This window comes from Vibrio ouci (assembly GCF_004551525.1).
In the GTDB taxonomy this organism is placed as follows: Bacteria; Pseudomonadota; Gammaproteobacteria; order Enterobacterales; family Vibrionaceae; genus Vibrio; species Vibrio ouci.
In genome coordinates this window covers 58,559-71,405 of sequence record NZ_SATR01000026.1, presented here as the reverse complement: position 1 = coordinate 71,405, position 12,847 = coordinate 58,559, and the positions used below count along the sequence as shown (strand labels likewise).

10 protein-coding genes and 1 pseudogene are annotated in these 12,847 nt (G+C 45.5%); 5 read left to right on the top strand and 6 right to left on the bottom strand.

Translation table 11 applies throughout. The features are described from left to right. Positions 1 to 180: 180 nt before the first annotated feature. The 3 genes from dgcA to ELS82_RS16395 all read right to left on the bottom strand — a co-directional run bounded on the left by dgcA (position 181) and on the right by ELS82_RS16395 (position 3,124). Positions 181 to 1,146 (bottom strand): N-acetyl-D-Glu racemase DgcA, encoded by a 966-nt coding sequence (gene dgcA / locus ELS82_RS16405; RefSeq protein WP_134836434.1) that lies wholly within the window; start codon positions 1,144 to 1,146, stop codon positions 181 to 183. A gap of 9 nt (positions 1,147 to 1,155) precedes the next feature. Then, entirely contained in the window at positions 1,156 to 2,160 is a 1,005-nt protein-coding gene (gene dgcN, locus ELS82_RS16400) for an N-acetyltransferase DgcN (RefSeq protein WP_134836433.1), read from the bottom strand. 91 nt (positions 2,161 to 2,251) lie between these two features. Then, the gene (locus ELS82_RS16395) at positions 2,252 to 3,124 is read right to left on the bottom strand and encodes a LysR family transcriptional regulator (RefSeq protein WP_279630706.1); all 873 of its coding nucleotides are present in this window, start codon (positions 3,122 to 3,124) and stop codon (positions 2,252 to 2,254) included. Positions 3,125 to 3,272: 148 nt separating this feature from the next. Between ELS82_RS16395 and yegD the strand changes: the two genes are divergently transcribed. Both yegD and ELS82_RS16385 read left to right on the top strand, forming a co-directional pair. After that, positions 3,273 to 4,625, top strand: coding sequence for a molecular chaperone (gene yegD, locus ELS82_RS16390; protein WP_134836432.1), 1,353 nt, complete (start codon positions 3,273 to 3,275; stop codon positions 4,623 to 4,625). 255 nt (positions 4,626 to 4,880) lie between these two features. Next, positions 4,881 to 6,779 (top strand): annotated as a pseudogene (locus tag ELS82_RS16385) (methyl-accepting chemotaxis protein). Between the two features lie 60 nt (positions 6,780 to 6,839). On the opposite strand, the gene ELS82_RS16380 reads toward ELS82_RS16385, so the two are convergent. Further along, on the bottom strand, positions 6,840 to 8,045 hold the full coding sequence (locus ELS82_RS16380; protein ID WP_134836431.1) for an MFS transporter: 1,206 nt from the start codon (positions 8,043 to 8,045) through the stop codon (positions 6,840 to 6,842). A gap of 95 nt (positions 8,046 to 8,140) precedes the next feature. Between ELS82_RS16380 and soxR the strand changes: the two genes are divergently transcribed. Next, positions 8,141 to 8,608, top strand: coding sequence for a redox-sensitive transcriptional activator SoxR (gene soxR, locus ELS82_RS16375; RefSeq protein ID WP_134836430.1), 468 nt, complete (start codon positions 8,141 to 8,143; stop codon positions 8,606 to 8,608). Here soxR and ELS82_RS16370 read toward each other — a convergent pair. After that, positions 8,579 to 9,454, bottom strand: a complete 876-nt coding sequence (locus ELS82_RS16370; RefSeq protein WP_134836429.1) for an AEC family transporter — start codon at positions 9,452 to 9,454, stop codon at positions 8,579 to 8,581. The genes soxR and ELS82_RS16370 overlap by 30 nt on opposite strands. Before the next feature lie 153 nt (positions 9,455 to 9,607). Beyond that, entirely contained in the window at positions 9,608 to 10,093 is a 486-nt protein-coding gene (locus tag ELS82_RS16365) for a peptide-methionine (S)-S-oxide reductase (RefSeq protein ID WP_134836428.1), read from the bottom strand. Between the two features lie 259 nt (positions 10,094 to 10,352). Between ELS82_RS16365 and ELS82_RS16360 the strand changes: the two genes are divergently transcribed. Together ELS82_RS16360 and ELS82_RS16355 are read left to right on the top strand one after the other, a co-directional pair. Then, positions 10,353 to 11,351, top strand: a complete 999-nt coding sequence (locus ELS82_RS16360; protein ID WP_134836427.1) for an ABC transporter substrate-binding protein — start codon at positions 10,353 to 10,355, stop codon at positions 11,349 to 11,351. A 3-nt stretch (positions 11,352 to 11,354) separates the two neighbouring features. Continuing rightward, complete coding sequence (locus ELS82_RS16355) at positions 11,355 to 12,728, top strand: diguanylate cyclase domain-containing protein (RefSeq protein ID WP_134836426.1); 1,374 nt, start codon at positions 11,355 to 11,357, stop codon at positions 12,726 to 12,728. Positions 12,729 to 12,847 lie beyond the last annotated feature (119 nt).

Here is a 12,847-nt window from a genome sequence, read left to right as displayed (position 1 = left end):
GAATTGCTTTTGCGCCCAAAGAGTTGGCTCTATATAAGTCATGGTAATCATCCTTGTCATTGCTTAGATGATCAGATCATGGAACATGCAATTAGTTCAAAAAAAATCCCCAAGCTGTGGCTTGGGGAATTGTGTATAAGAGACAGGCGATAGGCTGCCTTTATTTTTTGTTGGGAGTGATTATAAGCGCAAAGTGCCATTCAAGTATGTGAGGCCATTTGCTACGTCTTGACCGAGCAACACTGGCCCATCTAAGTCGACGATTTCTGCTCTGGTCGCAATAGGTAGCGCCGCTTTCATTGCCAGAGACGAACCAAGCATACATCCAACCATAACCGAGAATCCGAGGGTTCTTGCTCTGCTTTCTAGCTCAAGTGCCTCGGTGAGCCCCCCTGTTTTATCAAGCTTTATATTGATCATTTCATAACGTCCAATCAGCTCGGAAAGGTGTTCTGCTGTGTGGCAGCTTTCATCGGCGCATAATGGAATAGGGTGCGTGACGTCGGCTAACCTAGCGTCGTTATTTGAAGGAAGTGGTTGCTCGATCATGGCAATATCGTATTGCGTGAGCATCGTAAATAGCTCATCAAGATCTAACTCTGACCAAGCTTCATTGGCATCAAGAATGATTTTGCATTTTGGCGCGGCTTGACGCACCGCCGCGACTTTCTCAATCACTTGCTCAGCATCAAGCTTAACCTTTAGCAGGGTAGCGCCTTGTTCTGCGTAATCTCTAGCTTGTTTAGCCATTGACTCTACGTCACCAATCGACACTGTCATGGCCGTTTCAATCGTTGGTGATATGTCGAAATAAGGGGCAGGAAAGTGGCTCCCCTCCATTTGTGCGATAAGCTGCCACAGAGCGCAATCTACCGCATTTCGAGCAGCGCCAGCGGGCATGCTTTGTAAGAGTTGCTTCGCGTTAAATGGATTGAGTGTTTCGAGATCTCTGCTCCAGTGTTTAATTTGCTCAATGACTGATTCGACACTTTCACCATATCGAGCATAAGGTGTGCATTCACCTTGCACTTGCCATTGGTCATATCGAATCGAAACTCGTACAACATTGCAATATGTTTGCGCACCCCTTGAAATGACAAAGGGGGTTATGAGCTTGATAGAATGAGGGGTTGCCTGAATTTGCATGAACTTTCCTTAGTAAGATGACAATGCATCCGCGATGGATTGAATACCAAAACGGACAGGATCAGTCACTGGGACTTGGTGTTTTTCCTGCCAATTTGCGCACAAGGCTTGAGCTTCTTTTTCACTTATCGCTGATGTGTTGAGGCTGATCCCTGCTAGCTTGGCGTTTGGGTTCGTTAAACGCGCCGCACTAAGATTAGCTTCGATGCTATCTGAAATGGAAGGTAGACTACAGTGTGGTAAGTGTTGAATATGAGGACGGTTCAATTCATGGCATAAAACCAGAGCATCTGCTTGGGCACCATGCAATAAACCTAAGCTTACACCAGCATATGATGGATTAAATAGTGAACCTTGTCCTTCGATAATATCCCACTCATGGTCATCGAAACTCGGGCTGATGGCCTCAACTGCCCCAGAAATAAAATCGGCTACTACAGCGTCGATGGAGATGCCGCTACCATCAATCAAAATCCCGGTTTGTCCTGTTGCTTTGAATCGAGCATCCACTCCTTTGGACTGCATCGCTTTTTCTAACGCTAGAGCAGTAAACATCTTCCCAACGGAGCAGTCTGTACCAACGGTCAGGATTCTTTTTCCCTGGCGCGGCTTTCCGTTACCGACAGCCAAAGGCGCATCATAATGGCGAACATCATGTAAACGGGTCACCTCTGTCTCAGCGAGTTCGGCGAGCTCAGGAATATCGCCTAAGCGAGTATGCATGCCTGAAGCGATCTCAAAGCCCATTTTAGCAGCTTCGATAAGGGTATTACGCCAAGTTTCAGGAATGACGCCTCCAGCATTTGCAGTGCCAATCACTAAGGTCTTCGCGCCTAAGTCTAGCGCTTGTTGAAGGTCGAGGTCTTGGAGTCCTAGCGAGACAGTTTCATCCGTGAGTCTAAGTTGACCTACATAGCTGTCTGGTCGCCATAGTGTGATGCCTCTGGCCGTTTTGGCAGCAAGAGGTAGTGTGACATCGCCAAGAAAAAGTAGATAGGGTTGAGCAATCGACATAAGCATCCTTGTTACAAAAATAGGTGGTTTTAGATAGCCTACCTTGCGCTAAAAACTGCGACGAATGCTTATATGTTTGTAGAGTATAACGTTAGGTTATGGTTTGAGCGAACTGGTCAACAAACCATTTCGCGGCGATGCTAAGTGGCCGATGTTCGGCATGCAGCAAAGAGACTGAGACATTAATGGTTGGCTCTAGTCGATGTCGATTCACCTTGTGTTGGTATTGGTTCGCCGTCCATGGGTCAACAATCGCATTCCCAGCACCTACAACGACCAACTCTGCTGCGGCGCTATAGTTTCGCATCGTGACTTTTGAATGATAACTAGGATCTAGAGCATGGATAGCTTGATGAAGGTACAAGCCAAGTGGATCGCGGGTGTCTAGGCCGATTAAGGAGGTTTGTGATTCTAGAAGTTCGCTCAATGTTAATAGGCCACTTAGTGGACTCGATAGCGGCGTTAGTACCTCAAGCTCAGTATTCAATAGGGTTTGTTGGGCAATGGCAGTCGGGGCTTCATCGCCAAAGCCGATCGCGAGATCGAGCTTATTTTTAAGTAGAGCATCGCATAGCTCATCGCGATTAGAGGTAGAAACTTCAATGGTATAGTCAGTCTCGTGACAAATTTTGGCGATCAGTGGTGCAAGTAATCCTGCAGCCAAAATGGGCGGAGCACCGACCATCAAATGTTTTTCGCCTGCTTTTATTTTGTTGGTCAAGTTTCGAAACTGGCCAAGTTGCTGATAAACCTTTTCCGCCTCAGGTAACAGTAATTGCGCTTCTTGAGTAGGGACCAAACGGCCTTTTACGCGCTCAAATAGGGCAAAGCCCAACTGTAGCTCGGTATGTGATAGCACCCGAGTGACATTGGGTTGTGAAACGTGCAATTGCTTTGCTGCACCTGAAACCGTGCCTGATTTCATTACTGCGTAAAACACTTCGAGTTGTCTTAGATTCGCCACCAATCCCCAATTTCCTTTTGAACGCTATTACTCTAAAGGAAATCAGCGATTTAAAAAAGAATGCGAGCAAGCGGTTGACCCATCTACTTGTCTAGGCTTTACTATGCGACCCCAAAATAAGGTCAACGAGAAAAGAGAGGTCAATAACATGTCTATCGGTTTTGATTATGGTACAGCTAACTGTTCGGTAGCTAAATTAGTCAATGGACAAGTCAAGCCAATCCCGTTGGTCGGGGAAGATTACTACATTCCTTCAACGCTTTGTGCCCCAACGTCAGAAGCGGTCTCTGAGTATTTATTCCGTGTTTTAGATATTAAGCCTTTAGATTCAGTCGGCGAAAACGTTTTAAGGCGTGCGATTCGAGTTAATGATGAGGAAGGACTCGACATCCGTAGTGATGACGTCAGGTTCGGCCATGAAGCGCTTAATCTCTATCTTGAAGACCCAAAGGATGTTTACTACGTAAAGTCGCCTAAGTCCTTTTTAGGGGCAATGGGCCTGCGCGATGTTCAGCTCTCGTTCTTTGAGGATTTGGTGTGTGCGATGATGGCAAACATCAAACGCAACACCGAACGCGCTGTAGAGCAAGACGTTACCCAAGCCGTTATTGGTCGTCCTGTTAACTTTTTAGGGCGCGGAGGAGAAGAGTCCAACATCCAAGCGGAAGGTATTTTGCGCCGCGCTGCAAATCGCGCAGGTTTTAAAGATGTTGAATTTCAATTTGAACCTGTTGCAGCAGGGCTAGAGTATGAAGCGTCTTTAACCGAAGATAAAAACGTTCTGGTTGTGGATATTGGTGGTGGTACGACTGACTGCTCTTTCTTGCGTATGGGCCCAAGCTGGGCGGGTAAGCAAGACCGTCGTGACTCACTTTTAGCGCACTCCGGGCAAATGGTCGGTGGTAACGATCTTGATATCTTTACCGCTTTCAAACGCTTTATGTCGGAATTTGGCATGGGCACGCAGACCTTAGCAGGGCTAGAGATCCCGACCACACAGTTTTGGAATCCGATCGCGATCAATGACGTCCAAGCGCAGCGCAAGTTCTATGCACATGACAACTTGAAGCAGCTTAAACTGATGCTCAAAGATGCTAAACAGCCAGACAAACTGCGCCGTTTGATGGAGCTTCACCAAGGCACTATGGGTTATGCGGTAATTCGTGAAGCGGAGCAGACTAAGATTGCTTTGGGTGAACAAGAAAGTTACCTTGCCAATATTCAACTGCTCAGTGAAGCGGTATCCATCCCAGTTCTCAAGTCTCAAATGGAAGAGGCGATTGCGATACCGACCGCTAAGATTCAGGCCTTGGTTGAAGAAGCGATTAACCAAAGCGGTATTAAGCCGGATGTCGTATATATGACAGGCGGTTCTGCGCGTTCGCCAATTTTAACTGGCGCGGTGAGAAACATATTACCTCACACTGATATTGTCAGCGGAAACTACTTTGGTTCCGTGACCGCTGGCCTAGCGAGATGGTCGAGCTTAATTTACAGTTAAGCCGCATGTATAGGGGGTATTTTCTGGCAAACCGTGCTAGCGAAATGATACTGACCACCATCAACCCCATATGATATTAAGCGCTCCCCGTAGTAAGGAGCGCTTTTTAGTATCTGTTGTTTTCCTTTCTTATAGGCATCCTGAGCAAATCTGATGCCTTACTGGATTAAACGCCACACTTACTGATATAAAAGTTAACAGCAAACTTTCGAACCACAATTGCTGAAAATAGGGCTCACAATAAGGAATTGGGTCATGCGAAACTTAGGATTCAGAAAACTACTATTGATCTCAATTGTAGCGCTGGTTGTCGTCTCGGTATCGGCATCTAGCTACATTGCATACGTAAAGCAGAAATCAAATCTGGTTGAGTTAATCACTCAGACCAATCAAGAGTATGTAAAAAGCGAAGCAGAACAAATTGCGGCGCAACTGAACGAAAAGGTGCACGGCCTTGATAAGTTAGGTCAGCATTTTGACAATAAACCTATCACCGGGACTGAAGAAGACTTCATTGAACTGACTCATATCTTTTCTAAGGCAATGAACTTAAATAGCTCAGTGGTTGCGTTTACCAATGGTGATGCCTACTGGAATCAGACGGCTAAAACTTGGCCTAACCACAAATTTGAAGGGGATGTTACGACTAGAGGTTGGTATCAACTCGGTCGACAAAGTCCTTCCGCCGCGATTTCAGAGCCTTACCTTGGCAGTGAAGGCGATGTTTATTGGGTGTCGATTGTGCGAAAAACTATGAGTGGCATGATTTCAGCGGACATGCAATTAGGTTTCTTAAATGACATTGCTAAAAATGCCAATGAGATACCAGGGGCAGTAGCGGTAATCCTTAATCACGATTGCCTCATCGATCAGTGAGGTAAAAGCGGGTACCAAAGCTGACAGTGTCGATTGGCTAAATACCGTTGCAAAACAAGTGATTGGTAATGTTGATACCGTGTTTGATGGTGCGATAGGTGACAAGGATGAGCTGTTTTCTCTCACCAAGTCAAAGTCGCCGATAAGAATTGGTATTTTGTTATAGGGATTGAAAAAGCCGTCGCGTTTTCGGCGCTCGCGTCTGCCAAACAAGCTGCAATAACGACGGCAATCATTGCGACCGTTATCAGCATTATTCTTGCTCTTATCATCATGAACATACTTTATCGCCCAATCCTTGTATTGAAAGAGACGGTCATGGGGCTTAGCGAAGGTAATGGAGACTTAACGCAACGTATAGAAGTGAAAACTCACGATGACCTTGGCCAGATTTCTGAAGGGGTCAATGCCTTTATCGCTAACCTTCAATCCATGATGCTTGAGATTCGGGAGGTGACAAACCACCTTAATGAGAATGTCGATCGGATGAAAGATCAGAGCCAGAGAAACAGCGTGATCCTTCAAAACCACGTTCAAGAGACGGAACAAGTCGTGACTGCGATTGAAGAGATGAATTCTACCGCCGAATCGATGGCAACCGATGCCGCTAATACTGCTCAACTGACGCATAAAGCGAGTGAAGCTGGTAACGCGTCAAAAGATACCGTGACTCAAGCGCAGAACAACGTAAATGAGCTGGTAGAAGATGTAAGCATTGCTAGTGAGAATGTGAATAATATGGCTTCAGAGACAGACGGTATTAACACCATCTTAGGGGTGATAGGGGATATTGCGGAGCAAACCAACTTACTTGCATTGAATGCCGCGATTGAAGCGGCAAGGGCGGGTGAGCAAGGACGAGGCTTTGCCGTGGTCGCTGACGAAGTTCGTAACCTTGCAAGTCGCACTAAAGCCAGCACCGAAGAGATTGAGGCCGCATTGGCGAGCTTATTAAAAGGCAGCCAGTCGGTTGTTGATTCTATGGACTCGACCAAAGAGAAGTGCGCACAAACCGCAGAGGGAGCCGGAGAGGTTGCCAGCAGTCTCGATGTGATGACCGACTTTGTCACCGATATTAATGATCTCAGCACACAGATAGCGACTGCGGCGGAAGAACAAAGCAGTGTGACTCAGGAACTGAGCCGAAACATGACTGCGATTAATGACATCGTTGGTGAGCTTGATGCCAATGGTCAAACAGCGCTAGAAGAGGCTCAAGCCATATCGGATATGAATCACACCCTCACGTCGATTGTTGGGCGATTTAAGCTCTCCTAACTGACGAAACATCTTATGAAGCCTGAACATAGTTTGTTCAGGCTTTGCTTCGTGGGTTCGTTATGTATACGCGGGTTGTTTTTGTCCGTCAGTGCCATCGAGTCGCACCATCATAATAACGGCGAGAATGACGATGATAGCTGCGATGGCAAAGCCGTATTGAATTGCCTCAAAATGGGCCAGCATGGCGATGATGACATAACTGAGACTTTGCACAGAAGTTGAGAATAAGACAAGGCCTCCCTCGACTCTGCCTCGTTGAGCAACATCAACAGTGTGGTGCATCCAGTTTGTGCGTGCAATGCGGTTAAGGGCGTTAAAAAATCCAAAGAACAGAGTGAATAAAAGAATATACCCAGGGTGTGTCGATAGACTCATGCCTATCAAGGTTAAACCGACCACTGCCATTGAATATTGAATCGTTGCTTTGTGAGTGGTCAACGCTAGTAGCTTAGCCAAGAAGACCCCTGTAAGCAGCGAACCCAAGCCAAAGGTAATGTTGTAGCCTGCGTACCAATCTCCTGATACACCATTTTCAGAAAACCAGATTGGTACCAGCTTACCTAGGAAGGTCAGAATAGGATAAGAGAGACAAGAGAGCAGCAAAAAAGCGTAAAACCTTGGTTGTTTGGCGAAGATATCCTTACTCTCTTTCAACTGCTGAATAAAAGGTATCGACTGGCTATTTCTAAGTTGCTGTCTATATGGCGTGACAATGTAACTTAGTGTGGCGATAAATGAAGCTGCCATCGCGAAGGCGGCGAATTCAAGCATTCCCCATGTTTGAAGAAGCACCACTCCTAAAGCGCCCGCGCCTAGTGTTGTACCTTGCATGACTATCTCTTGCTTACCAGAAATGGAGGCATACTCATGTTGCTCATAGTTCTCTTGCGTGAACGCATTGTTAGTTGACCAAGCCAAATTACTAGTGACCCAGAACACCATTTGAGCCGCGGCAAGTAACCAAGGCGAGCCGGATGAAAAGTAATAGATGATCAAAACGACAGCAGCGGTTGCCGATTGAATACCTTGCACCACGACTAATAACGTTTTACGTGAATGTCTGTCGATCAAAGTTGAGAAAAATGGGGTTAAGACAAACGACGTCGCGGTACAAGCAAGCGCAGTCATGGCAACAAAAGTCCCCATGTTTGGTTCAGCTAAGATGATCCAAGGTAGCGCCATCATGAATAAGCCAGAGGAAATCCCATCAAAAAATCGTCCAGAAAGGTATGGGAGAGTTCTGTGTTTTGAGAGTCGCATCATTATTATTCCTTATCTAACCTGCCAACTTGGTGCTACTCTAAAACCTCAAGTTAACTTTAGGTAAAGAGCTTTTTTGAAACTTTTTGGAGTAAATAATGGAAATGAGCGTCGGAGAAGTTGCAAAACGCGCGGGAGTAAAGGTCTCAGCACTGCACTTCTATGAGCAAAAAGGATTGATCCACAGCTGGCGAAACCAAGGCAATCAGCGTCGCTACGATCGCAGTGTATTAAGACGCATAGCAGTAATTAAAGCGGCACAAGAGGTTGGCTTGACCCTTGAAGAGATTGTCGACTCTTTGTCGTACCTACCCAAGCATCATGCGCCGAACCGAAAAGAGTGGGAGCAGATGGCCTCCGGTTGGAAGGCATTGCTTGAGCATCGCATTCAACAGATGAAAGCATTACAAGAAGATCTTGGTGGCTGTATAGGTTGTGGCTGTTTGTCTATGGAATCCTGTGCCATCTACAACCCGCAAGATATTCGCGCAGAAACCTTTAAAGGCAAAACCATGCTGACTAACCCTGAGGAGTGGTCACAAGGAGAGGGCGAATCCGAGGAGTAATGGTAGCGTTATAATGCTAAAGAAGTTACCAAACAGCACCATAGAGGCGACTTTGGTTGGCTCAATTTGAAAACGTTCTGAGAAAAGATAGTTCATTACTGCAGGCGGAAGCATGGTAAACAGCACCATCATTTGCAGTTGCATGGTTGGTAGAGGAATAAAGAAGTAGATAACACTAAACGCGATCGCGCCAGTGAAGAGTGAAAGCATCGTAGAGACAACGCCAACTTTTAATCCGCTTAGACGCATGTTACACATCTGAGCGCCGAGAGATAGCAACATCACAGGTACCGCCGCTTGGCCTAATAAACTGGTTGCCTCATAAAGTGGAGCCCACACACCAATACCTGATAGGTTGAGTAGCAAAGCGGCAGAAGCAGCAAGGAAAATCGGCATTCTGACGATCTGCTTAATTGGGTTGCCTTCACTAAGGAGCGCAAGTCCAATACTGATATGAAGGCATGCCGACACGACAAACAGTAATACCGCAGGAGCAAGGGCAGTGTCACCAAAGGTGTAGGTGAACAGCGGTATGGCTAAGTTGCCACTATTACGAAACATGTGTAGAGGTGCCCAAGCTTTGAATCTGACTTTCATGGCATAACAGATTGGCACCATCACCAAACCAGGAACTAATACAGCAACAATCGATGCACTTAATAAAGGGACTTGCTCAGTATCCAGTGGCATTGCCACGAGTGATGAGAACACCAGTGCAGGCGTAAACGCATCCATATTGATTCGGTTGATTGGCTTAAAGTCTGGTTTCAACCAGCGACCGACCGAAAAGCCGACAGCAATTAAGGCAAAGACAGGGAAGAGGATACCGACGACTTGTTCTAACATGCTGACCGTAAGGAAGAGTTTATTAAGATTGGTGATGCCAAGTTAACGGATTCTTGCTTAATAAAACAGCGAAAATGTGTCTGTTGTGATTATTTAGTGACGTTAAGACAAGAGTCGATAGGCCAATCACCTATCGACTTGATATGGAAAGCACTAACACTCGTCTTGTTGGCGATACTTATGTAATAAATCGATTGGGATATGACAGTAGTCATCAGGGCAACGTGTCAGTCGATCTTGATGTTCTTCATCACTCTTTACGTAGTTGATGAGCGGTTTAACTTCGACAGCGATCTTATCTCTATCCGGTCTGCTATCGATATAGTGCTGAGCTTGCTCAAGATGCGTTGCAACTCGGCTGTAAATACCAGTACGGTACTTCTCACCGACATCCTCTCCCTGCTGGTTAACACTGTATGGGTCAATGATCTCAAATAGACAGTCCATCAACTGACTGATCGACACTTGGCTCGGATCAAACTGAGTGCGAACACATTCGGCGTAACCATCATAAGGCGCTGATGTGGTGTCACTTTGTCCATTGGCTCGGCCTGCTTCAGTCTCAAGCACTCCGGGAATATGTCTGATGAACTCTTGTACTCCCCACAGACAGCCACCTGCAATATAGATTTCTTCCAATGCTCTATCACTCTTAAGACAATTAAGTTATTCCACTATTAGAGCAGATCCTGTTGCCAATCGACAGTATAAAGGCGGCGTTCTCTGATGATATAAGCACTGCCCCGCTCAATAATTGACCGAATAAATGTGACAAAGCACATACTTTTAGTGTGTATATATCAACTTTCTCTAAATTAATGAGTTTCTGATGCCAGTTTGTATAGCCATAGTCTAAGTTTATATGTGCTAGGTTTCTTATTTTTGGGGTGTGAAGAACGTGCCAGTTGTGACAAAACCAAAATTGGTGCTTCTAGTCTCTGTCATTGTGTTGTGTGCGGTGGCTTGGAGCTTATTAACAAAGCATAACAAAATGCAGTATCCGCCATCGTCTCAGATAAAAATAGGCGTGTCGCTGACGCCTTTGTCATCTCCGTTCCTTATTGCAGAGCAGCTTGGAATATTTAAAGAGATGAATCTCGATGTCACTCTCTACCCTTGCTCTAGTGGCGCTGCCTGTACTGAATTGATGATTGAGCGCAATGTCGATTACGCTACCGCCTCTGAATCTGTGGTGATGTTTCAAAGTTTCGAAAGGGATGATCTTTCTTTGCTCGCGAGTTTTGTCGAATCAGACAACGATCTAAAGCTTTTAACCTTGGTTCCTTTTAAAATCGGGGGAGTGAAAGACTTAGCGGGTCGAAAGGTTGGGGTGGTCAAAGGTACCGCCAGTGAGTTTTATCTCGATTCCGTACTTATCAGCAATAATGTTGAGAAACAGCTTATCGAGAAAGTCTATTTGCAGCCTCATGAGTTAGTCCCAGCGTTATTGTCTTATCGGGTCGAAGCGATTTCCGCATGGGAACCGATGGGTTTTCAGGCTGATCTTCTCTCTGTCGCCGAAGTGACTAACCTTGGTGTAAAGGGTATCTATCAACTCTCTTTTAATCTTATCTCTCGTTCACCCTATTTAGAGTTTGTTGGCGATGAACCAGTGCGACTATTGCAAGCGTTGGACATGGCCATTGAGTGGATCAACAGCAATCCAGATGAAGCTCTGAAGATGATCGCGTCGCGCTTAGATATTCCCCATAACCAAGTCGAATGGTCTTGGGAAGATTATCTGTTCCGCTTGTCGTTAGGCAACTCGCTACTTTCTAACCTTCAACTACAAGCACGTTGGGCGATTGAAAGTGATCTCGTTTCGGCAGAACCACCGGATTTCAGACAAGTCTTTTACAGTCATCCCTACCAACAACTTATTGCGCAAAGAGATTAGATTATGCTGGACTCACTGTTTAAGAAGATGTTTATCTTATCGACGACAACGATGATGTTGACGTTGTTTATTGTGATTTCATTTTCCAAGATTAACAGCCAGCAAAATATGACTAAGTTAGAGTTGGATCAAATCATCGATTTACAACTTTGTGTCGATTTATTGAGAAGCCAACTGTGGGTATTCAAGCAGTTTGGTGATCAACCGAGTTTGACACAAGTTGAGCTTGCTCAGGCTGAGTTAGACACCAAATTAACCGCTTACAAAAACAGTAATATTCAGCTCGATAATATCCAACGTATGAACAGCAGTTTACACACCCTGATCATTCAAGAAAAAGGATTGAATTCATCAACGCTAAGCGGTACTACGCAAGGGTCTGCCTCGAACATCAATGCAAGAGGACTACTGCACTCGCGTTACAACATGATCGTTCAAAATATGACTGAAGAGCTGGCGCATGTGCATCAGGCTGTGTTGAATCGTAACGCAGAGAATCTCAAAAGTGTCATGTCGACGGCTGCGGCTTGGTTGATCATCTGTTCGATTTTAGTCAGCGTGACTGCATGGTTAATTTTATTTAGGTTTAAGTCGGGTGCTGAAGCGATGAAAACCGCTATTTTGGGCTTAGCAAAAGGCCAGCTAGATACCAAAGTAGAAGCGGTGAAGATGGACAGTGAGTTTAGAGTGATAGCGAGCTTCTTCAATCAAATGACGGTTTCCTTACGTCATTCAACGGTGACAAAGAAAGAGCTTGAAGAAGAGGTCTTGCGCCAGACGCAGCAGTTAAAGCATAAGCAAGAACAGCTGATCTTTTTGTCTGAACATGACCCACTGACTAACTTAGTCAATCGACGCGCGTTCGATAGGCAGTTAGAGAGCGCGATTGTCAAAGCCAATCGAACCGAGTGTAAACTGGCTTTACTGTTTATCGATTTAGACGACTTTAAGCGAATTAATGATACTTATGGCCACGATGCTGGCGATTTTGTTCTTATTCAAGTGGCAGACCGACTGTCAGAGTGTATTAGAGGGTCAGACTTTGTTGGTAGGTTAGGCGGCGACGAATTTGTTATCTGTCTCGATCTGCTCAATGACTTTAGTATTGTATCTGCCAAAGTGGCTCAAATTGAGCAAGCGATACGTGAACCCATCACTTTCCATGAGCGTACCCTACAAGTAGGAGCCAGTATTGGCGTCAGCCACTTTCCTGATCACACCAAAAACAAAGACGCGCTTGTTTGCCTAGCTGATGAGGCGATGTACAACGCGAAAAAAATCAAAGATGCGCGTAACGAAGAGCAGCAACGTGAATGCTTAGGTTCAAGTTTCGATCAAAATCAGAACGTGATTAATTTGGTTTGGCAGAAGAAGTAATTGGTGTACCAATGCATGGTTTTTGTTGGCCATTAAATCAGCAAGTGTAAAATTCGCTTAACACCCCAAACTTGAGGCATTTAGGCCCATTTCTCGACATTTTTATCAATTATCCGCAT

Bases quoted from the DNA above. Each gene is read 5' to 3' on its own strand.
- dgcA (WP_134836434.1), bottom strand. From the start codon at position 1,146: ATGCAAATTCAGGCAACCCCTCATTCTATCAAGCTCATAACCCCCTTT.
- dgcN (WP_134836433.1), bottom strand. From the start codon at position 2,160: ATGTCGATTGCTCAACCCTATCTACTTTTTCTTGGCGATGTCACACTA.
- yegD (WP_134836432.1), top strand. From the start codon at position 3,273: ATGTCTATCGGTTTTGATTATGGTACAGCTAACTGTTCGGTAGCTAAA.
- ELS82_RS16380 (WP_134836431.1), bottom strand. From the start codon at position 8,045: ATGATGCGACTCTCAAAACACAGAACTCTCCCATACCTTTCTGGACGA.
- soxR (WP_134836430.1), top strand. From the start codon at position 8,141: ATGGAAATGAGCGTCGGAGAAGTTGCAAAACGCGCGGGAGTAAAGGTC.
- ELS82_RS16370 (WP_134836429.1), bottom strand. From the start codon at position 9,454: ATGTTAGAACAAGTCGTCGGTATCCTCTTCCCTGTCTTTGCCTTAATT.
- ELS82_RS16355 (WP_134836426.1), top strand. From the start codon at position 11,355: ATGCTGGACTCACTGTTTAAGAAGATGTTTATCTTATCGACGACAACG.